At 44.8% G+C, this 22,967-nt stretch carries 17 protein-coding genes; 14 read left to right on the forward strand and 3 right to left on the reverse strand.

Translation table 11 applies throughout. From position 1 onward, the window contains the following. From ispC to tadA, 13 genes are all read left to right on the forward strand, one after another. Positions 1–1,191 (forward strand): 1-deoxy-D-xylulose-5-phosphate reductoisomerase, encoded by a 1,191-nt coding sequence (gene ispC / locus GPUN_RS06610; protein WP_006004744.1) that lies wholly within the window; start codon positions 1–3, stop codon positions 1,189–1,191. Then, positions 1,191–2,540, forward strand: coding sequence for an RIP metalloprotease RseP (gene rseP, locus GPUN_RS06615; protein WP_006004746.1), 1,350 nt, complete (start codon positions 1,191–1,193; stop codon positions 2,538–2,540). The genes ispC and rseP overlap by 1 nt, the downstream gene beginning before the upstream one ends. A 78-nt stretch (positions 2,541–2,618) precedes the next feature. Further along, the gene (gene bamA, locus GPUN_RS06620) at positions 2,619–5,111 is read left to right on the forward strand and encodes an outer membrane protein assembly factor BamA (protein WP_006004748.1); all 2,493 of its coding nucleotides are present in this window, start codon (positions 2,619–2,621) and stop codon (positions 5,109–5,111) included. A gap of 64 nt (positions 5,112–5,175) precedes the next feature. Then, a complete protein-coding gene (locus GPUN_RS06625) occupies positions 5,176–5,688 on the forward strand; it encodes an OmpH/Skp family outer membrane protein (protein ID WP_006004750.1) in 513 nt (170 codons plus the stop codon). 228 nt (positions 5,689–5,916) lie between these two features. Beyond that, positions 5,917–6,366 (forward strand): 3-hydroxyacyl-ACP dehydratase FabZ, encoded by a 450-nt coding sequence (fabZ, locus tag GPUN_RS06630; protein ID WP_006004752.1) that lies wholly within the window; start codon positions 5,917–5,919, stop codon positions 6,364–6,366. Continuing rightward, positions 6,363–7,136 (forward strand): acyl-ACP--UDP-N-acetylglucosamine O-acyltransferase, encoded by a 774-nt coding sequence (gene lpxA / locus GPUN_RS06635; protein WP_006004753.1) that lies wholly within the window; start codon positions 6,363–6,365, stop codon positions 7,134–7,136. Before fabZ ends, lpxA begins: the two co-directional genes overlap by 4 nt. A gap of 4 nt (positions 7,137–7,140) precedes the next feature. Further along, positions 7,141–8,355 carry a lipid-A-disaccharide synthase gene (lpxB, locus tag GPUN_RS06640; RefSeq protein ID WP_040520540.1) on the forward strand — a complete coding sequence of 405 codons (1,215 nt, stop codon included), beginning with the start codon at positions 7,141–7,143 and terminating at the stop codon, positions 8,353–8,355. Position 8,356: 1 nt separating this feature from the next. Next, positions 8,357–8,947, forward strand: a complete 591-nt coding sequence (gene rnhB / locus GPUN_RS06645; RefSeq protein ID WP_006004757.1) for a ribonuclease HII — start codon at positions 8,357–8,359, stop codon at positions 8,945–8,947. Between the two features lie 54 nt (positions 8,948–9,001). Next, entirely contained in the window at positions 9,002–12,502 is a 3,501-nt protein-coding gene (gene dnaE, locus GPUN_RS06650) for a DNA polymerase III subunit alpha (protein WP_006004759.1), read from the forward strand. A gap of 145 nt (positions 12,503–12,647) precedes the next feature. After that, a complete protein-coding gene (gene accA / locus GPUN_RS06655; protein WP_006004763.1) occupies positions 12,648–13,604 on the forward strand; it encodes an acetyl-CoA carboxylase carboxyl transferase subunit alpha in 957 nt (318 codons plus the stop codon). A gap of 2 nt (positions 13,605–13,606) precedes the next feature. Next, a complete protein-coding gene (gene tilS / locus GPUN_RS06660) occupies positions 13,607–15,016 on the forward strand; it encodes a tRNA lysidine(34) synthetase TilS (protein ID WP_006004765.1) in 1,410 nt (469 codons plus the stop codon). Between the two features lie 11 nt (positions 15,017–15,027). After that, positions 15,028–15,291, forward strand: coding sequence for a DUF480 domain-containing protein (locus GPUN_RS06665; protein WP_006004767.1), 264 nt, complete (start codon positions 15,028–15,030; stop codon positions 15,289–15,291). Continuing rightward, positions 15,284–15,808: a tRNA adenosine(34) deaminase TadA gene (gene tadA, locus GPUN_RS06670; protein ID WP_006004769.1), complete on the forward strand. Its 525-nt coding sequence runs from the start codon at positions 15,284–15,286 to the stop codon at positions 15,806–15,808. Before GPUN_RS06665 ends, tadA begins: the two co-directional genes overlap by 8 nt. Before the next feature lie 99 nt (positions 15,809–15,907). On the opposite strand, the gene GPUN_RS14460 is transcribed toward tadA, so the two are convergent. Continuing rightward, positions 15,908–16,057 (reverse strand): hypothetical protein, encoded by a 150-nt coding sequence (locus GPUN_RS14460; protein WP_006004771.1) that lies wholly within the window; start codon positions 16,055–16,057, stop codon positions 15,908–15,910. Positions 16,058–16,422: 365 nt separating this feature from the next. After that, positions 16,423–17,934 (reverse strand): membrane-bound lytic murein transglycosylase MltF, encoded by a 1,512-nt coding sequence (gene mltF, locus GPUN_RS06675; protein ID WP_006004773.1) that lies wholly within the window; start codon positions 17,932–17,934, stop codon positions 16,423–16,425. A 440-nt stretch (positions 17,935–18,374) separates the two neighbouring features. Between mltF and purL the strand changes: the two genes are divergently transcribed. Further along, positions 18,375–22,304 carry a phosphoribosylformylglycinamidine synthase gene (purL, locus tag GPUN_RS06680; RefSeq protein WP_040520548.1) on the forward strand — a complete coding sequence of 1,310 codons (3,930 nt, stop codon included), beginning with the start codon at positions 18,375–18,377 and terminating at the stop codon, positions 22,302–22,304. A 61-nt stretch (positions 22,305–22,365) separates the two neighbouring features. Here purL and smrA read toward each other — a convergent pair whose 3' ends face one another. Further along, a complete protein-coding gene (smrA, locus tag GPUN_RS06685; protein WP_006004782.1) occupies positions 22,366–22,953 on the reverse strand; it encodes a DNA endonuclease SmrA in 588 nt (195 codons plus the stop codon). Between the last annotated feature and the right edge of the window lie 14 nt (positions 22,954–22,967).

Below are 22,967 nucleotides of genomic sequence, written 5' to 3' on the forward strand. Positions count from 1 at the left end.
ATGCAATACCCTCAACAAATCTGTATTTTAGGGGCCACAGGCTCCATCGGTACGTCTACTTTAGACGTTATCTCAAGACATCCTGATAAATTCAAAGTGTTTGCTTTATCGGGTATGAATCAGTTAACTAAATTGGCTGAGCAAATCCGTACCTTCGTGCCTAACTATGCCGTAGTAAAGGACGCTGCGGCGGTTAAGGAACTCAAGCAGATTCTTGGTGCCAGTATCGGCAAAACAACACTGTTGCATTCCAAACAAGGTCTTATTGATATTGCCAGTGCGTCAGAAGTAGACTGCGTTATGTCGGCTATTGTGGGCGCGGCGGGTCTATTGCCTACTTTGGCCGCGGTCACCTCCGGTAAGCGTATTTTATTAGCAAATAAAGAAGCCTTAGTCATGTCGGGCGAACTGTTTATTAATGCGGTGAATAAACACAAAGCACAGTTAATACCTATAGACAGTGAGCACAACGCTATTTTTCAGTGCTTGCCGAGTGATTTTATTTACGGTGATAAACAAGCAAGTGGTATTTCTCACCTGCTACTAACGGGCAGCGGTGGTCCATTTAGAGAGCTTCCTTTAGCCCAATTCAGTCATGTCACGCCGGCGCAAGCCTGCGCTCATCCTAATTGGTCAATGGGTCAGAAAATTTCCATAGACTCAGCCTCAATGATGAATAAAGGCTTAGAGTTTATAGAAGCGAAGTGGCTATTTGGTTTTAACGAAGACGATATTGAGGTGGTAATTCACCCGCAAAGTACTATTCACTCTATGGTGCAATATGTGGATGGTTCGGTAATTGCGCAAATGGGTAATCCTGACATGCGCACGCCCATTGCGCACGGTTTAGCCTACCCTAATAGAATTGAGTCGGGCGTGGGCCCATTAAACTTTGCTCAACTGTCTAACCTTAGTTTCTCCACTCCTTGCAAAAAGCGTTTCCCGAATCTTTTTTTGGCGATACAGGCAAGTAAGAGCGGACAAGCAGCAACCACTACCCTAAACGCAGCAAACGAAGTGGCGGTTGACGCTTTTTTACAAGGCAAAGTGAACTTCTCGCAAATAAACACGGTCAACGATATGACTTTGCAAAAACAAAATACCAGCAGTCTAACCTGCATTGACAGTATTATAGAACATGATGCTTCAAGCCGTATTCTTGCGCATCAAATTATTAAGGAACTTGTCTAATGCTATCCATTATTTGGAATATTGCATCGTTTGTCATTGCACTGAGTATTTTAGTGGCGGTGCACGAATGGGGCCATTACTACGTCGCTAAACTGTGCAAGGTGAAAATATTAAAGTTCTCTATTGGTTTTGGTAAGCCTCTTTATAAACGCGTTACCTCAAGCGGTATGGAATTTATAATAGCGGCTATTCCTCTTGGTGGCTATGTGCGAATGCTTGACGGCCGAGTAGACCAAGTCAGTACGCAAGATCTGAACGTATGCTTTGACCTAAAACCAGTCGGCCAGCGCATGGCGATTGTGGCCGCTGGGCCTATCGTCAATTTCTTATTCGCTATTTTTGCGCTTATGCTGGTTGGTATGTTGGGTTCGCAAACATCGCGCACCGTCGTGGGCGAAATAATGCCAAACTCTTACGCTGCCCAAGCAGGTCTAATGAGCAACGATGAAATTATTAGAGTAGGTGAAAGAGACGTAAAAGATTGGCAAGAGGTCAGCATTGAAATGGTGCGTTTCAGCGGCGATGCCAGTATGCCCATTACGGTAAAAGACGCCAATGGCTTAGAGCGTACAAGAATATTACCCATAGAAGGGTGGAAGCTTGACCCCGACGCTAGAGATTTATTTGGCGCCTTAGGCTTTGCCCCGTTTACGCCAGCGCTGACCACAAGACTGGCGGCAATAGGCCCAAATACGCCCGCGGGCAATGCCGGTCTTGCCGTAAATGATGAAATACTGAAATTAGATGGAACTCCAATGACAAATTGGGGACAAATAGTCCAGTATATTGAAACGCGTCCTAATCAAACGATTGAGCTTGAAGTGCTTCGCAATGCTAGTCTGGTGACCATAACGGCCATGCTAGGGCAAAAGCCTGACAAAGCTGATCAAGGTTATTTGGGCGTGAGTCCATTTCAAGAGCCATGGCCGCCTCAATACATTGTTGAAGTGAAACAGGGCCCAATTGATGCTTTAGTGAGTGGCACGCAAAGTACATGGCGTTTAATGACAGTCACACTTGAAATGCTAGGCAAGCTTTTTACCGGTGACCTCTCGGTGAAGAATTTAAGCGGGCCTATTTCAATTGCGCAAGGTGCAGGTGCTCATGCAAGCTATGGATTAGTGGCATTTCTAGGATTTTTAGCGATTATTAGCGTGAATCTTGGTATCATCAATCTTTTGCCGCTGCCTGTACTAGATGGCGGACATTTATTGTACTTCACCGTAGAGTGGGTGACGGGTAAGCCGGTGTCTCAGGCTATCCAAGAAGTAGGGTTGAGAATTGGCGCGGTGATTTTGTTTGCTGTTATGGCTACCGCTATTTTCAACGATATACTGCGCAATATATAACGAATATTCTAACCGAAACATTTAATGCTAAACAAACAATAACGTCTGACAAGCAATATATTGGAAAAATAATAGTTGATGAAGTGTAATAAACTAGTGCTAGCAGCGGCTTTAGTAGCCACCTCCTCTTATTCGATGTCACAAACATCAAATGAGTTTGTCGTAGAAGATATCCGTGTTGAAGGTTTGCAACGAGTTGCACTGGGCGCTGCACTTACCTATTTGCCCGTGCAGCGAGGCGATACCTTAAACCGTTTTCGTACAACTCAGTTAATACGATCCTTGTATTCATCCACTCACTTTGAGAAAGTTGAATTATACCGCGACGGCAACGTGCTGATTGTGAGCGTTGCTGAACGCCCAACAATCAGTAACATAGTGTTTGAAGGTAATGACGATATTAAAGATGAGCAGCTTCAAGAAAGCTTAGACTCATCGAATATCCGCATAGGTGAACCACTTGATCGCACTGTTATTTCATCTATTGAAACTGGCTTAAAAGATTTCTTTTACAGCATTGGTAAGTACAATGCAGAAGTAACCGCGATTGTTACCCCGCTTCCTCGAAACCGTGTTGATGTAAAGCTACTATTTGAAGAGGGTGACGCGGCAGAAATTCGACAAATCAATATCGTGGGTAACAAAGTATTTGAAGATGACGAACTGTTTAAGCAAATGGAGCTTAAGTTTGATGCTCCATGGTGGAACTTTTTGTCTGAAACGCGCTATCAGCAGCAAACCCTAGCCGGCGATATGGAGATCATTGAGAGCTATTATAAAGACCGTGGTTATCTGCAGTTTGCAATAACGTCTACCCAAGTCTCTATGACACCCGAAAAAGACGGCATTTACGTGACCCTAAACGTGACCGAGGGCGAGCAATATAATGTATCTGAAATAGAGCTGTCGGGCGATTTATTAGGCTTTGAAGACTTTATATCTAAAGTGTTGCCTTTGAAAGAAGGTGATTTATACAATCAAGCAGAAGTCACCTTTACCGAAGAATTTATTGCTAATTATTTGGGTCGATTTGGGTATGCTTATCCAACTGTTACCACTATTCCTGAAATAAACGACGAAGACAAAACAGTTAAATTAACGCTGCGTGTTGACCCAGGCAAACGTATTTATGTGCGCCGTATTAGCTTTAAGGGCAACCAAGTTACCGCCGATGATGTACTGCGCCAAAGCGTTGTGCAAATGGAAGGCAGTTGGTTAGCTAACCGATCGCTAGAAACATCAAAAGCCCAGCTTTCACGACTTACCTACATGGAGAGCGTTGAATTTGCGACGATTCGCTTACCTGGACAAGACGACAAAGTTGACGTAGAGTTTACGGTAAAAGAGCAGGCCTCTGGGTCGTTTAATGCGGGTATTGGCTACGGCGACGCCACCGGGCTTAGCCTGCAGGCGGGGGTGCAGCAAGACAACTTCTTAGGCAGTGGTAAACGCGTCGGCATAAGTCTTAACACGGTTTCATATCAAAAAAGTGCGCAGCTTACTTATTTGGACCCTTATTTCACTATTGACGGCATTAGCTTAGGCGGCAACATCGGTTATAGTGAGTTTGATGGCGGCGATTTTGGTCTTATTCAGTACAGCAGTAAACGCTGGTCGATAGGCGCAAACTTGGGTTATCCTATTAACGAAGTTAACCGTATTAGTTTTGGCGTAACCTACTCAAGCGTAGAGCTTGGGGCGAATACGCAGCCTTTTGTACAAACTACGCGTTTTTATGAACAATTTGCCGATTCGGGCGACCCTGATGCGCCGATTAATTACGACAGTATAACGGGTTCAGTATCTTGGACTCGCAACACTTTGAACCGAGGTTTGTTCCCAAGTGACGGCTCTTCGCAGCGTGCCTCTTTTAGTACCACTACACCAAATTCAGAAGTGAACTTTTTTAAGCTTACCTCTGATGCTAAATGGTATTTCCCATTAACGCGCAACCAGCGCTGGACAGTGTTAGCAAGATTACGTTTAGGCTATGGAAACGGCTACGGTGATGAAAACGGCTTAGAACAAATACTGCCGTTTAATGAAAATTTTACCGCCGGTGGCGCTGATACCCTACGCGGATTTGAAAACAACACCGTGGGTCCGCGCGGCATCCAGCTTATTCGCAGTAACTTGATTACCAGCCCAAGCGGAGTGCCTATTTTGGGCAACCGCGAGACCAATAGCATTGCCCTTTCAAACCGAAGCCTAGGCGGCAATGCCATGGCGCTTGGTGGCTTAGAACTCATTGTACCCACCCCTTTCGTAGATTCAGAGTTTGATAATTCTGTTCGTACTAGTCTGTTTTATGATGTGGGTAATGTATGGGACACAGAGTTCCAGTATGATCAGTACAAAGATTTAGAGGTAGTGCAGGTAAGTAATCGTGGCAATGTTATTGAGACACTGCCAGACTTTGGTGATTGGAAACAGTACAGAAGCTCAGCGGGCGTCTCGCTGCAGTGGATATCGCCTATGGGTCCGATGGTATTTAGTTTCTCAAGAGCATTGAAAGAGCGTGAAGGTGACGATGCAAAATTCTTCACTTTCAATATTGGATCAACCTTCTAAGCAGGGTATAATCTACAGACTAAATCAAAACGCGCATAAATCATAAGCGTATAGGAGTTTTACAGTGAACAATTTTATAAAAAGCTTGTCTTTTGCAGCTTTCGTAACGGTATCAAGCATGTCTGGTGCAGCAAACGCACAAAAACTGGCGGTAGTAGACGTACAGCAAGTACTGCAGTCTTTGCCACAGGTAGCGGTTATTGAACAGAACATACAGGCTGAATTTGCTAGTCAAATGCAAGAAGTGCAGCGTCTGCGCAGTGACGGTAACTTTTTAGTAGAAAAATTACAGCGCGAAAGAGCGACCATGAGCGAAGTGGCTATTACCGACCTTGAAGGGCAAATAAATGCGCTTGGTCAACAGCTTCAGCAAAAAGGCCAGCCGCTTCAGCAAAACGTTGAGCGTCGTACAGAAGAAGAGCGTAGAAAATTATTCGCCCTTATTCAACAAGCAATAGACAGTATTGCTGAAAAAGAAAGTTACGATATGGTGCTAAATTCTAATGCAGTACCTTTTAGTGATAAAAAGTTTGATATCTCAGAAAAAGTACAGCAGCAAGTTAGCAGAGCAAACTAATATCGTCAGTGTTGAACGTTTAACAAGCAAAATAGACGTTAAATGAAAATAATCAGGCCAACTTATGTTGGTCTGATTTGTTTTTGGCCTATAAAGGCTTATCTTATAGCGTAATTGACCTGCTTGTAGCTTAAGTATAATCAATAAAAGTTTTACTCAACCATAGACAAAAAGAGTTGAGCGCCAAATAGGCAATGATATGCCAAAATAATAAATTAGGAGACTTCCTTGGCACACGCGCTAAATACAATTGAAATAAAAGAAATTATGGCTTTGCTGCCTCACCGTTATCCGTTTTTATTGATTGATAGGGTGACCGATTATCAACTTGGTAAATCAATTGAGGCATATAAGAACATTACTATAAATGAAGAGTGCTTTTTAGGGCACTTTCCCGGTGAGCCTATTTTCCCCGGGATGTTGATTTTAGAAGCTATGGCGCAGGCGGCAGGTTTGTTAGGCTTTAAAACCATGGGCAATAGCGATAAGCTATATTTATATGCTGGTATTGATAAAGCACGTTTTAGATCACCCGTAGTGCCTGGCGATAGGCTTGACATTTCAGTGCGTTTAATTAAAGAACGTCGTGGTATCTGGAAATTTGAAGGTGTTGCCAGCGTCGATGGTCACAGCGCCTGTGTGGCCGAATTTATGTGTGCAATGAGGGATTTTCAATGATAATACACCCATCATCGGTTATTTCCCCAAACGCAAAAATTGCGCAAGGAGTCGAAATAGGCCCCTTTTGCTACATTGGTGACAATGTGGAAATAGGCGAAGGCTGCGTGCTTAAAAGCCACGTAGTGCTGAAAGGGCATTCTAAGATTGGTAAAAATAATCAATTTTTCCAATTCAGCTCTATAGGCGAAGACTGCCAAGATAAAAAGTACGCTGGCGAAGAAACCTATCTAGAGATTGGCGATAATAACGTATTTCGTGAGTATTGTTCTGTTCACAGAGGCACGGTGCAAGACAAACTACTGACCAAAATTGGTGACCGTAACTTACTCATGGCGGGCGCTCACTTTGCGCATGATTGTATTATGGGCAACGACAACGTGTTGGCCAACGGCGTTACTATTGCCGGACATGTCAGTATTGGTGACTTTGTTATTTTAGGCGGTACTTGCGCGGTGCATCAGTTTTGCCACATTGGCTCGCATTCTTTTGCCGGCGGCGGTGCTATTATACTGCGCGACCTTCCTCCTTATGTCATGGTAAGCGGGACAAAACATATTCCTCAGGGCATAAACAGTGAAGGTTTAAAGCGAAGAGGCTTTTCACCTGATGCTATTAGCACAATTAAAAAAGCTTATAAAATATTGTATCGTCAAGGTCACAGCTTTAGTGATGCTATTGCGCTTATTACTAAGCTTGGCGAATCTGAGCCTAGCCTTAAGGTCTTGATAGATTTTTTAAACGAATCTGTACGTGGCATTATTCGCTAATCAAATGGCAAGCTCTACTGCGCTCACTCGACCCCTTAGAATAGGCTTAATTGTTGGCGAAACCTCAGGCGCCATTTTGGCTTTAGGCATGGTTAAACAAATTCTTGCGCTACAGCCTAATTGTGAAATAGAGGGTATAGGATCTGCAGCATTAAACGAGCTTGGCATGCGTTCACTCTTTGATATGAGTGAGCTTTCGGTCATGGGTTTAGTTGAAGTTATTAAGCATTTGCCGCGCTTGTTACATATTCGTAAAAGCATAGTCAAGCATTTTTTAGACAACCCACCCGATGTATTTATCGGCGTAGACGCCCCCGATTTTAATTTGCGGGTAGAAATAGCGCTCAAAGCAGCAGGTATTCCCACGGTGCACTATGTCAGTCCCACGGTATGGGCATGGCGAGAAAAGCGTATTCATAAAATAGCCAAAGCGACTAATTTAGTAATGGGTATTCTCCCCTTTGAGCAGCAAATTTATGATAAACACGATATACCCTTTAAGTTCGTAGGCCACACAATGGCCGACGATGTGCCCTTGATTGTCGATCAAAAAAAAGCGCGAAAGTTACTTGACTTGGGTCAAGAAATTACGGATAACACGCCAATTTTAGCGCTGTTGCCCGGATCTAGAGCCAGAGAAATAGATTCACTGTTGGCAATATTCTTGGAAACATTTGCAAAGCTAAAGGAGAAAGAGCCGGACCTACGCGCTGTTATCCCTGCTGTTAACGAGGCGCGCATGCAGCAAATAAAACAAACGCTGAGTGAAAACATACATAAACATCATATTTACGTTAGCAAGAAGCCCGCGCGAGACGTGATGATAGCGGCCAATGTTGTGTTGCTAGCCTCAGGTACTGCTGCATTAGAGGCCATGTTGTGCAAACGTCCAATGGTGGTTGCTTATATAATGCCCAGCATAACGTACATGGTGATGAAACGAATGTATAAGCCAGATTATTTTGCACTGCCGAATATTTTGGCCAATGAGCAATTGGTGCCTGAGTATCTACAGGAAGATGTTAATGCCAGTAATTTGGCCAGTGAGCTTAACCGAGTGTGGCGTCAAGACCCCGCAATTACGTGTGCCATGATAGACAAATTTATGTCAATACATAAAAGCTTAAAATGTAACGCAGACGTCGAGTCTGCTAAGGCTGTTTTAGGGCTAACATCGTATGCTGTGAACGCTGGATCTAGTTTACAAGAACACAGCTAATATGGGCAATAAACCTTTAACGTTTCGCCTAATTGCCGGAGTTGACGAAGTAGGACGGGGCCCTTTAGTGGGCGATGTTGTGACCGCGGCGGTTATCTTAGATCCCTTAAATGCTATTGAAGGTCTTACCGATTCTAAAAAGCTAAGTGAAAAAAAGCGTGAACAGCTATTTTCTATTATTAAAGAGCGCGCGCTGAGCTGGTCAATTGGCAGGGCCAGCCCTTTAGAAATAGACGAGCTTAATATACTACACGCCACTATGCTGGCCATGCAGCGAGCAGTGGGTGCTTTGCATATTCAACCTGATTTTGTGCGCGTAGATGGCAATAGATGCCCTAACTGGCGCTATGAAAGTGAAGCGATTGTGAAAGGCGACTTGTTGCATGCGGAAATTTCAGCCGCGTCTATTTTAGCCAAAGTTACCCGTGATTTAGAAATGGTAACACTTGACCAGTCTTATCCAGAGTATGGTTTTGCACGCCATAAGGGCTATCCCACCAAGCAGCATATTTTAGCGCTTGAACAACACGGTCCTATAAAACAACACCGATTTAGTTTTAAACCTGTTCAGCTTGCGGCTGCAACAAGGTAGAATGTACGACTAAATTTGCTTAGCTGAATTTTTACAAAGGGAGCACCCTCACACGTGACGTCAAATTTTGTACATTTGCGCCTGCATAGCGACTTTTCTATGCAAGATGGTCTAAATAAAGTGAAGCCCATTCTAGAGGCTAGCCAGAACGCAGGCAGTAAAACGCTAGCTTTGACCGATTTGATGAACATGTGTGGTTTGGTGAAATTTTATTCTGCCGCCAAGGAAAAAGGCATTAAGCCTCTTGTAGGCTGCGATATCTATCTATTAAATGAGTCGCTAAGCACAAATAAGTCGGCCTCTCGGGCAGACAGTAAAGACAGTCAAATTGTGCAAGTTTGTTTGTTAGCCATGAATGAAAAAGGCTACCGAAATATCACTAACTGTATATCAGACGCCTACCTACAGGGGCATATTCAACATAAAGTAGTCGTCACGCAAGACATACTCGCCAAGTATAGTGAGGGTGTAATCGTCTTGTCGGGGGCAATGGACGGTGACGTGGGCATCGCTATTGCCAGCGGCAAAGAAAAGATAATGCAAGACGTGTTAAGTTTCTATCAAAAACACTTTGCCGATCGTTTTTACATTGAGCTTCAGCGAACCGGTCACATAGGCCAAAATTCGTATATTCAAGAGGCGGTAGCGCTAGCCGCTAAAAACGATTTGCCGGTAGTAGCCACCAACAACGTGCGGTTTTTAAACAGCGACGACTTTGAGGCCCACGAAGTGCGTGTGTGTATCAGTGAAGGTTTTACCTTAGATGACACCCGCCGCGTAAAACGCTACACCAACCAGCAGTATTTGCGCACGCCACAAGAGATGATTTCGCTATTTTCAGATATTCCAGAAGCCATCGAAAACAGCGTTGAAATCGCTAAACGATGCAACGTAAAACTCACCCTTGGAGAATATTTTTTACCCAATTTCCCTACCGGTGATATGACCGTGGGAGAATTCTTAGTAAAAGAATCAGAGCTTGGGCTTGAACGACGCCTGGCATTTTTGTTTCCCGACGAAGCAGTACGACTTGAAAAACGACCTGAGTACGACGACAGACTAAAGATCGAGCTTAAAGTTATCAATCAGATGGGATTTCCCGGCTACTTCTTAATTGTGATGGAATTTATTCAGTGGAGTAAAGACAACAATATACCTGTGGGTCCCGGGCGCGGTTCGGGTGCAGGCTCGCTGGTGGCTTACGCGCTAGATATTACCGACTTAGACCCTTTAGAATTTGATTTACTGTTTGAGCGCTTTTTGAACCCTGAGCGTGTTTCCATGCCCGATTTTGATATTGATTTTTGCATGGACCGTCGCGATGAAGTTATAGATCACGTGGCCGAGATTTACGGTCGAGATGCGGTGTCGCAGATCATCACCTTTGGCACGCTCGCCGCAAAAGCCGTTATTCGCGACGTAGGGCGCGTAATGAGCCATCCCTATGGTTTTGTGGACCGCATTTCAAAAATGATCCCAGGCGAACCAGGTATGACCCTAGCCAAAGCCTTTGAAGTGGAACCGCGCTTGCCGGCACTATACGAGCAAGATGAAGACGTAAAAGAGCTCATCGACATGGCGCGTATACTAGAAGGCGTTACCCGAAATGCGGGTAAGCATGCGGGTGGTGTGGTTATATCGCCCACCACCATAACTGACTTTTCACCGCTTTACTGCGACGATACCGGGGCTAATCCGGTCACTCAGTTTGATAAAAATGATGTTGAAACTGCCGGCTTAGTCAAATTCGATTTTCTTGGGCTGCGTACGCTGACCATTATTCAAAATGCCATAGACATGGTCCAAGAAGTGAAGGGCATTGAGATTGATATCGCCACTCTCCCTCTTGATGATAAAAAGTCATTCAGCTTATTAAAGCGGGCTGAAACGACGGCTGTATTCCAGCTTGAATCGCGCGGCATGAAAGATTTGATTAAACGCTTAACGCCGGATGTTTTTGAAGAGATCATAGCCTTAGTGGCATTGTTCCGACCAGGACCGCTGCAGTCAGGCATGGTTGACAACTTCATTGATCGAAAGCATGGTCGCGAAGCGGTTTCATTCCCCGACGCCACTTATCAGCACGCGTGTTTGCAAGAAATACTTGAACCAACCTACGGCATCATTTTATATCAAGAACAGGTTATGCAAATTGCGCAGGTAATGTCGGGCTATTCGCTAGGCGCCGCCGATTTGTTACGCCGCGCAATGGGTAAGAAGAATCTTCAGGAAATGGAGAAGCAGCGTTCTTTTTTCAAGCAGGGCGCAATTGACAACGATATAGACCCCAATCTTGCCATGAAAATATTTGATTTGGTGGAAAAGTTTGCTGGATACGGGTTTAATAAATCACACTCTGCAGCTTATGCTTTAGTTAGTTATCAAACTTTGTGGCTCAAAGCGCACTATCCTTCAGAGTTTATGGCGGCGGTATTGTCAGCCGATATGGATAACACTGAAAAGGTGGTTACGCTTATTGATGAGTGCAGCAATATGGGCATTAAGGTGCTGCCGCCAGATTTAAATAGCGGGCAGCACAAATTCACAGTTGACCAAGAAGGTGCCATTGTATACGGTATTGGCGCCATTAAAGGCGTTGGCGAGGGTCCTGTGGAAGCCGTTATTGAAGCTCGCCAAGCGCAAGGTTTGTTTGCTGATTTGTTTGATTTTTGTGCAAAAGTCGATTTAAAGAAAATCAATAGGCGAGTGCTTGAAAAGCTCATTATGGCTGGCGCGCTGGATAAATTAGGTCCGCATCGCGCTGCTTTATCGGCAAGTTTGAAAGAGGCGATGAACGCTGCTTCGCAAAATGCTAAGGCGACGCTAGCGGGCCAAAGCGACATGTTTGGCATGCAAGAATTTACCCAAGAGCAAAGTGAAAATAGTTTTCAGCAAGTACCGCCGTGGCCAGAGCGAGTGTGGCTTGACGGTGAAAAAGAAACCTTGGGGCTATATTTAACGGGCCACCCGATGAGCCAATATATTAGTGAGTGTAAGCACTACACCGACTGCGTCATAAAAGATTTAGTGCCTGCGCGTCGTGATGTATTTACTACAACGGCTGGGCTAATTTATGCTACTCGGGTTCTCACCAATAAGCAGGGTAGGCGTTGGGCTTTGGTCACACTTGATGATAAGTCGGCGCGCATGGAAATGCGGGTAAGCCCTGACATTTTTGAGCGCTATGAAGAGGTCCTTAGCGTTGATAAGCTTATTTGGATAAAAGGGCAGGTTAGCTTTGACAGATATAACGAGGGCACTACAATGAATATAACCGAGCTTATGACATTGGTAGAAGCACGAAATCGATTTGCTAAGCGCCTCACGGTGAATTTATTAGCAAATGTGTGTTCAGCCTCGCTCGTGTCTAAATTACAAGATATACTCTATCGATATAAAGGCGGCACCTGCCCATTGCATTTAAAGGTGCAGCATCCGGATGTAGCGCTTGAGCTGCAAACTGGTGTAAACTGGTCGCTACGATTAGAAGATGAGCTGATGAGTGAGTTAAAGCATATGTTGGGCGATGAAAACGTGCACCTTGCGTTTAGCTAACTATGTAAACTATGTAAATTGCGCCAACGATAAAAACGGTGCAAACGGCGCAATTGGCTTAAACGGTGCTCATCTTGGCAACCTAACTAACAACAAGTATAGTGGCCACTAGTTGGCGGCTTAATAAAAAAATGGACTAAATAATATGGGCTTACATTATCTTGATTTCGAGCAACCAATTGCTGAGTTAGAAGCCAAAATAGAAGAGTTACGCCTTATTAACCAAGGTGGCGACTTCGACGTGGGGATTGAAGAAGAGATTGCCAAAATGCGCGAAAAGAATGGTGATCGCACGCGCAAAATTTTTGATAACTTAGGCGCGTGGCAAATATCGCAGGTTGCTAGGCACCCAATGCGTCCCTACACGCAAGACTACATAGACAACATGCTGACCGATTTTGATGAGCTTTCAGGTGATCGTAACTTCGCCGACGACAAAGCCATTATTGGCGGCCTTGGGAAACTAGATGGCGTGCCAGTTATGCTCATTGGCCATCAAAAAGGCCGCGACACGCAAGAGAAAATCAAACGTAACTTTGGTATGCCAAAACCAGAAGGCTACCGAAAAGCGCTTCGCTTGATGCGCATGGCGCAAAGATTCAATTTGCCAATATTAACCCTTATTGACACACCAGGCGCATATCCTGGCGTAGGCGCCGAGGAGCGCGGGCAAAGTGAAGCCATTGCCACTAATCTTAAAGCTATGGCTGAGCTCACTGTGCCTATTATTTGTACCGTAATTGGCGAAGGTGGTTCGGGCGGTGCACTTGCCATTGGTGTTGGCGATAGAGTGAATATGCTGCAATATTCAACTTACTCGGTAATTTCTCCTGAAGGCTGTGCCTCTATACTGTGGAAAAGTGCTGAAAAGGCCCCTACAGCGGCTGAAGCAATGGGAGTTACCGCAAAGCAAGTAAAGGCACTTGGTTTGATAAATACCATTATAAAAGAGCCATTAGGCGGCGCGCACCGAGATTACGTAAGTACAGCGGCAAATGTAAAAGCCACTATTAAGCAGCAGTTAGCGCAATTACAAAGCTTAAGCGAAGAAACCTTAATGCAAGAGCGCTACGAAAGACTGATGTCTTTTGGCTATTGCTAAACTTGAAAACAAGTATTATTGATGTTTTTAAAAACGCCTTGGCAGACCACTGCCAAGGCGTTTTTACCTTTGATAATATCAAGCCCGACGAAGAACCCTTATTTGAGCTATGCCTTGCCTACAGTGGAGGTTTAGATTCAACTGTGCTGCTAGATGTTGCAAACCGGGTATGCAAAAAAAAAGGTATAAGGCTTACGGCCTTTCACGTAAATCATGGCCTTAGCGCTAACGCGATGCGCTGGCAAAGCCACTGTCAACATGAATGTGAACAACGCCAAATCCCTTTTTTTTCCTGCGTGGTTTCGCTCAAAAAATTGGCCCAAAAAAGCTTAGAAGCACAAGCCCGCGATGCTCGTTATAGTGCGCTTAATAATTATGCGCAAACATCTAAGGTGGTGCTGCTTGCCCAGCATGAAGACGATCAAGCAGAAACATTTTTACTACAGTTAAAGCGCGGAGCTGGCGTGCAAGGGCTCAGTGCAATGCCTATGTACATGACCCACGCTAGCGGCACAATTTACCTGCGACCGTTTTTAAAGCTTTCGCGCGCCCAACTACTGCGCTATGCCAAGCAGCATAGTCTTCTTTGGATTGAAGATGAATCTAACGCAGATAACCGTTATGATCGCAATTTTCTGCGCAATCAAATTATACCAAAGCTGACACACCGCTGGCCTGGCATTAATAGGACCATTGCACGAAGCGCTGACAATTGTGCACAAGCGCAACTGCTTACTACTGAATACATGCAAGTGCTTGAAAAAGACATAATAGACGAGCAGTGTGCACTGAGTATAGCGCGCTTTACTCTTCTGTCTGAGCACACCCAAAAAAGCTTTATCAGGCATTGGTTATCAAGTGTATATGGGCTTAACATGTCGAGTGTGCAGCTCAATAGCGTGCTAAGTTTGAGCAAGCCTTCACAAAACACCTCACCGTATATTGAAGTGAAAGGTAAGGCGATAGAACGCTTTCAAGGCAAACTGCATGTTATTGATATGGCCATGGCGATAGAAACCGATAGCAGTCCCCCAGTTGACATTCAGTGGCACAAGGGTAATGAAATACGCCTTAGCGCATATTTAGTGTTACGCCTGCTTACCAACGATCCTAAAGAAGACACATCAACAATGCTCTTGCCAGACGCTACACATATATTTCGTTTACCAAAAGAAGGGCTTATCTGCGTTTTTGGGGGCAGTAATTTACGCTTTAAAAGCAGTCAGAAACGACCCGTAAAAAAACTAAAGGCAATGTACCAAGAGTGGCAAATATCGCCTTTGCAACGGCGACAAACGCCGGTTTTTGCCTTGACCGATGAAGCTATCGCGGTAGCTTTGCCGCAGTTAAAAATCAGCTGTAGCAACATCCAAAACGAAGTCGTGGTAGCCTTGCTAAAAAAATCAATATAAGAGGACCTACTATGTTAGCTCAGTTAACCCAGCTTAAAGGTCGTGTGATTGGCGTACTGATTGAAAAAGAAATTACCACACCTGATCAATACTCATTTTCGCTTAACTCACTAACGTTGGGCTGTAAGCAAAAAAGCAGTCGCGAGCCCATAATGCACTTGCGTGAAAGTGAAGTGCAAAGTGTGTTATGTGAACTGCGCGATAGTATAAGTGGGAGCGGTAGACAAAATAAAGTGATTAAACTACATAAACTAAAAAATAGAAGCGATGAATAGCACAGTAGATCTGACACAAAAGCAGCACGAATACTTTATGCAATACGCTATACAGCAGGCTGCATTAGCACAGAAAATTGGTGAAATTCCGGTAGGCGCAGTGGTAGTCTTAGACGGTCGCGTTATTGGCACCGGCTACAACCGCTCAATTACCGATAACGATCCTTCACTGCACGCCGAAATGGTCGCCATCAGAAACGCTGCGGCCAACATTGGCAATTATAGACTGCCTGGTGCGTCTATTTATGTAACCTTAGAGCCGTGCAGCATGTGCGCTGGCTTACTGGTACACAGCCGCATAAAGCAACTGGTGTATGGCGCTCACGATCTAAAAACAGGCGCAGCAGGCTCGGTCATGAACATCGTGCAGCATGATATTTTAAATCATAAGTTAGAGGTGGTTTCAGGCATATTAGGAGAGGAGTGCAGTGCGCATTTATCGAAATTTTTTAGTGATAGGCGCGCACAAATAAAAGCGCACAAAGTCCTACGTGAATGGCAAAATAAAAGTGAATGAAAATCTTGGGTATAGCTTTATAGTAATGTGTTGTGTAAGCGAGGCGCTTGCTAGACTGTTGTGAAATCTAGTCACGCCGCGCTGGATGTGTTGCCACGATTAGGCTTTTTGAAACTCTTGGTTCAATTCAGTTGCGTCAAACTGTTTGCGTCTTAGCAGCACTTTTTGGTGCAATTTCTTAAGCAATACTCTACGTTGGTTGTTGCTGCGTAGTCGTCTTGTACGACTCATATTAGTGGTTTTTCTCATTTCAGTGCTACTCCTTGAAGCAAATCTTATGTCGTTTGCTTTTTGTGTTTTCCGATTTTACGGTATTAATCTTTTCGTATTCAATGTTAGGCAGTCAACGCACCATTTTCATGACAGTTTTGTGTATCTTTTTTGACAGAATTCAATAACATGATGTTGATATTAATACCAATCCTCGCGTAAATATGATCACACGAAATACGTGTTTTGCTCACTTTTCGCAAGAGTATAATGCTATCGACTTAACTATTTTATTCGGATGAGGGTACTGGCGTGGCGTGGTCTTGTTTTATTTTGTTTAAGACTGTGGCTTCTGTGTCGCTAGGATTGTCAAACGTGCTGTCGGTGTTGCTATTAAAATGTGATTATTCAACTTGCTCATCGTTACCTTGTACGAAGATAGTGTCAATATTGTTGCTGTCAACATTGTCAACATTGTCAAGATCAAATGGTTCATCTGTGTTTTGCTCTAACCACATTAGACTATCATAGTAGCGACGAATATTCTCAACATAATTTACCGCTTCGTTACCGCGAGCGTATCCAAAGCGTGTTGTTTTGTAATATTTCTTTTGGCGCAGCAGTGGCAAATGTTTTTTAACGTCTATCCACAAGTCTGGGTTATACCCCTTGCTCTGGGTTATGCGTCTGGCATCTTCTAGGTGGCCAAGCCCGATATTGTATGCCGCCATAGCCATCCACTGCCTGTCAGGCATTTGAATTCTAGCGGGAACGCGGCTCAAAAGGCTGGCATAGTAGCGTGCACCGCCGCTAATGCTCTGTTCGGCGTCGGTTCGTTCATCAACTCCTAGGTCTGATGCGGTTGCTCGGGTGAGCATCATTATACCGCGAACCCCGGTTGGCGATACGGCGTCAGGTTCCCAATGGCTTTCCTGATAGGCCATGGCTGCAATTAAGCGCCAGTCAATATCGCCGGCATGCACTTCAAACATTTCTCTGTATTTTGGCAGTTTATTGTTAACTGCGCGCATGAAGGCGCGTGTATCAACAAAGTCAAAGGTGCGCACATGACCATAATACTTGTCTTCAAGCACAGCTAACTTGCCGCTTGATTGCATATAACCAAAATATTCAAGTAAAGCGGCTCTGACCGAGTCGTCGGTGCTTTTGTTTAGCATCCAGCCCAATTTTAAAGTGTCAGTAATTGAAAAGCCTATGCCTAAATTGGGATAGCGACGCCTAGCAACCGCTAAAACATTAGAGTCTGAAATAGTATAGTCAAGTTCACCGTTTGCGACCATTTCTAATAGTTCTTCAATGTCTTTCTCGGCGGTTTCTTGCCAACTAAAATTATACATTTCACCAGCTTTGTCTTGCATGGGTTCGCGATACAAGTCGTTGGCGATAATGGTGAGATCCCCTTGTAAATCCTTTAAGCTGCGTGGTCTGTCTTTACCTTTTTGATAGACTAATTCAAAGTTTAATGTTTGATACGTGGGTCCGAACTTATACGCCTGCTTTCGGGCGCTTGTCATAGTGATGTTTGCGGCAAGCAAATCGACGCGCTTTGCATCTAGCTGCTCAATAAGTTCGGCATACGAGTAATAAGGATAAACTTCTAGTTTAACGCCAAGAAAGTCGGCGAAGCCTTCAGCAAGCTCAAATTCGAAGCCTTCTTGAGTAACGGGTCCGTTGAAATAGGTAGTGCGTCCATAAATAGAGCCAACCTTTAACACACCTTCGTTAGTGATACGCGCAAGTTCAGTGGTGTTCGTATAAGGCTGGCAGCTTGCTATAAGCACGAGAACGACCAGCAATGGCAGAAGCTTCATAGCATGCATGAATCTTGCGGCGACCCAATAGTGTTGCAGCTGTGACTTTGTGCACTGTTGATGTAGCACTTTGCGGCTCTTCATTTATTGCTTAATAGCCTTATTAATTTGACCGTTAAATGCACAGTCGTGTGAATCTATTGCTGTAATTATGCAGGTTTTCGATTTCTTGTGCCAGCAAAGAAGACTTTGCGCGATTATACTTTTCATCACTTATAATATAGGCAATCACGAAACTCTATATCATTTCTTGAATTTGTCGAGAAAACCCTGTTAGTAGTGCGAGGTTATGCCAGCAGCGAGCTCATCCACATAAAGGTAACAAAAAAGCGCGCCAATCGTAGAATCGGGTAAGCAAAAGCCTTACTAAATCAATTAGTTTCCTCTATAATTCAAATATATTTTGTGTGTGTAATACAAGCGCTGGCTTGGGCCCTTGTTGTATCATGTTAAGCGGTGTTTCAATATTGGGCTGCAATATATGCACCATACTTATGTCTTTTATTACCCGGTGGATTAAAACTATGCTCAATTTGTTTGGCTCTTCAATGCTGTCTGATTTTAACAAGCAAAAGCTCTTAGATCAGCTAATTAAACAGGGCGTAAGCGTAACTGACGTATGCGCTCACTTTGTCCATTTTGTGGACACTAAGCAAGACCTTACTAGCATTGAGCAGCAAACGTTAACAAGCTTGTTAACCTACGGGCCATCGGCAATGTCTGCAGCGCGCGCCGGAAACGAAGACTTAGTGTTGGTAGTTGCACCGCGCATGGGTACTATTTCGCCCTGGTCGAGTAAAGCCACTAATATTGCAAACAACTGCGGGCTTGACGCAATAAAGCGTATTGAGCGCGGAATTGAATATAAGTTTTGGGGTGAAAATTTAAGCCAGCACTTAGTTCTTATTGAAAATGCTATTCACGATCGGATGACCCAAATGGTATTAGCAAAGCAGCATGACGCGCTTTGTTTATTCACGCAAAGCCAACCCAAGCCATTAAGCCCTATCGATGTGCTAGGGCTTGGCAGAAAAGCCTTAGAAGACGCCAACAACATACTTGGCTTAGCCTTAGCTGAAGACGAAATAGATTACTTACACAGCAGCTTTGAAGGCCTTGGGCGAAATCCGCATGACGTTGAACTATATATGTTTGCGCAAGCCAACTCTGAACACTGCCGACATAAAATATTTAACGCCGACTGGACCATAGACGGCGCAGTACAGCCTAAATCGTTGTTTAAAATGATTAAAAATACCTTTGCTGTGACCCCTGAATTTGTGTCCTCGGCCTATAAGGACAATGCCGCGGTAATGGATGGCTATAGCGCAGGGCGCTTTTATGCAGATCCTATTACCCATCAATATAGCTACAACCATGAAGCTATTGATATATTAATGAAGGTAGAAACGCATAATCATCCTACTGCTATTTCCCCGTTTGCAGGGGCAGCGACCGGTTCAGGTGGCGAAATAAGAGACGAAGGCGCAACCGGCCGGGGCTCAAAACCTAAAGCTGGGCTGGTAGGCTTTAGTGTATCTAATTTACATATACCCAATCATGCGCAGCCTTGGGAGCAGCCTTACGGCAAGCCTAGCCGTATTGTTAACGCTTTGGAAATAATGACCCAAGGCCCGCTTGGCGCAGCGGCCTTTAATAACGAATTTGGACGACCTAACATTCTTGGTTATTTTCGTACTTATGAGCAAAGCGTGAATAGTTTTAATGGACTTGAAGTACGCGGTTACCACAAACCCATTATGTTAGCAGGTGGTGTAGGCAATATAAAACGCAGCCACATTGAAAAAGGTGAAATTACCAAAGGCGCTAAGCTCATTGCTTTAGGTGGCCCCGCCATGAATATTGGTTTAGGCGGCAGTGCGGCATCGTCTGTTGCGTCAGGGCAAAGTAATGAAGACTTAGATTTTGCTTCAGTGCAGCGTGAAAACCCAGAAATGGAGCGCCGCTGTCAAGAAGTGATTGATAGATGCTGGCAGCTAGGCGACAGTAATCCCATTCAGTTTATTCACGATGTCGGCGCCGGGGGCTTGTCAAATGCCTTTCCTGAGCTGGTTAACGATGCCGGCCGCGGTGGCGTATTTGAATTACGAGAAGTGCCCTGTGATGAGTCGGGTATGTCGCCTTTAGAAATTTGGTGTAACGAGTCTCAAGAGCGCTATGTAATGTCGGTAGCGCCAGAAAACATGCCTTTGTTCATTGAAATATGCGAACGCGAGCGTACTCCTTTTAAGGTTGTTGGGCATGCCACGCTTGAACAGCACCTTACCCTAAGCGATAAAAAGTTTGGCAATAAACCCATTGATATGCCCCTTGATGTACTACTAGGCAAACCGCCAAAAATGCATCGAGACGTAGTAAGCACCACCGCAAAAGGCGACGATTTCGACGCCCAACACATAGACCTAAACGACGCTGCGCAGCGTCTGTTGGCATTGCCGACAATAGCCGATAAAACATTTTTAATCACGATTGGCGATAGAAGTGTAACGGGCATGGTCTGTCGCGACCAAATGGTAGGCCCGTGGCAGGTGCCGGTGGCCGACGTTGGTGTAACAAGCGCATCGTTTGATTCTTACTACGGCGAAGCCATGGCGATTGGCGAGCGAACACCCGTTGCATTATTAAACCATGCGGCGGCTGCTCGTTTAGCGGTGGCAGAGTCGCTAACTAACATTGCCGCGGCTAATATAGGCGATATAAAACGCATTAAGCTTTCAGCAAACTGGATGGCATCGGCTAACCATCCGGGTGAAGACGCAGGACTATACGCCGCCGTTAAAGCCGTGGGCGAAGAATTATGCCCAGCATTAGGATTGGCTATTCCGGTTGGAAAGGACTCTATGTCTATGCGTACGGCGTGGTCACAAGAGAGTGAAAGTGGACCGCAAGAAAAATCAGTTACCTCGCCGCTGTCGCTCGTGATTACCGCCTTTGGCGCTGTTAAAGATGTGCGTAAAACATTAACGCCTGAGCTTACTGTCAATATTGAGTCAAGTCTGCTCCTAATTGATTTAGGCAGAGGCAAGGCGCGCATGGGCGGCTCTTGTCTAGCCCAAGTATATAATGCGCTAGGACATGAAGTCCCCGATGTAGACTGCGCCAACGATTTGCTCAATTTTTATAATTTAATCCAAAAGCTAGGTGAAAAGGAACTTATTCAAGCCTATCACGATCGCTCCGACGGTGGCTTATTTACCACCGTTGTAGAAATGGCTTTTGCCGGTAACGCAGGAATCGATATAGACCTTACTCAAATTAGCTTAGCTAACGCTGACATTCCAAGCAGTAACCTAGCAAAAATTCTCTTCAATGAAGAATTAGGCGCCGTTATACAAGTTGCTGATGTTGACTTAGCGGCGGTCAAAAGCATCATTGAAGCGTTTTCATTGAGCGATTGCGTGCATGAAATTGGGCATGTAAATACCCATGATAAGGTGCGTATAAGCCATAACAATGAAGTGGTGCTTGAAAACACTCGCACACATTATCGCCTAGCGTGGGCTAGTACCACTTTGGCAATGCAGTCGCTGCGAGACAATCCACAAAGCGCTGAGCAAGAGCATGCCCTTAGGGGAGACAATAAAAACCCAGGGCTACACGCGCGTTTAAGTTATGATCTTAACCAAGATGTGTCAGCGCCCTACATTAATAAAGGTCGCAAACCCAAAATAGCCATATTACGCGAGCAAGGCGTTAATTCTCATGTAGAAATGGCAGCAGCGTTTAATCGCGCAGGTTTCGACGCGATTGACGTACATATGAGCGACCTAGTCACGAAACGCAAGCAGCTCAACGATTTTAAAGGTTTAGTCGCCTGCGGCGGGTTCTCCTTCGGTGACGTGCTCGGCGCTGGCGAAGGCTGGGCCAAGTCTATTTTATACAACACGTATTTACGCGATATCTTTGCCGAGTATTTCGCCAATACGGACACGTTTAGCTTGGGTGTATGTAACGGCTGTCAAATGCTGTCTAATTTAAAGACGCTTATTCCAGGCGCTGAACATTGGCCGCATTTTGTGCAAAATGAGTCAGCGCGTTTTGAAGCACGCGTCGCGATGGTTGAAATTCAAGATAGCCCGTCAATTTTCTTAAACGGTATGCACGGCTCCCGCATGCCTATTGCGGTTTCTCACGGTGAAGGCCATGCGCTGTTTGCATCTTCTAAGCAGCTTGCTTCATTAGAGGAACAAAACTTGGTTGCTATGCGATTTGTAGACAACTACGCTAAGGTAACCCAGCAGTATCCTGCTAATCCAAATGGTTCTGTTAACGGCATAACGGGACTAAGCTCCAGCGATGGGCGCGCAACTATTATGATGCCGCACCCTGAGCGGGTATTTAGAGCGGTAAACAACTCATGGCGTGATCCAAGCTGGGGTGAAGATAGCCCGTGGATGCGCATGTTTAGAAATGCGCGGGTGTTTATAGATTAGTAGCGGGGCTCGTCCTAAAGCACTGATAAAAGAGAAAGGTACAAAAATAGCCACATTAAGCTTAGCTGCGCTTTTGGTGTACTTCGCGGTTAATTTGCTTTTGATTAGGATGCTTTTTAAGTAAAACATACACACTTGCTAAACCTCCGTGCTGTTTCAAAGCGGTATGATAGGCAATTACCGCTTCTATCTCACTAAGCCATCTATTTACATAGCTTTTCATAAAGCCGGCAAAGGGTTTTGACTGCAGCCCCATTCCGTGATCAACTAATAGGGTGCGTATTCCACGCTCGTGGCAGTCGGTAATAGTATCGAAAAGCGACAGCCGTGCGTCATCAAATTTAACCCCCCGTAATGACAGGCGAGAATCTATTTGATACTTCCCTAAGCGAAGGTTTTTAAAAACGCCTTCCTGCACGCCATCTTTTTTATACGATAAAAAAGCATATGGGTCTAGTGGCGTAACACTGTCTATACTAAGACCGTTGTCGTCTAAGGCAATTTGCTTTTCGAGCGCCTCGCGTTTTAGCCGTTGGCTAAGGGTTTCACTGTGGTTATTGGCCACTGCAACTTTATTCACCTTGGCAATTGGGACGACATCCTCCATTTGTGACATAAAAGAGATGTCATGGTCGTTTTGTTGATTCATAAAGCTCTCCTTCA

This window comes from Glaciecola punicea ACAM 611 (genome assembly GCF_000252165.1).
Lineage (GTDB): Bacteria > Pseudomonadota > Gammaproteobacteria > Enterobacterales > Alteromonadaceae > Glaciecola > Glaciecola punicea.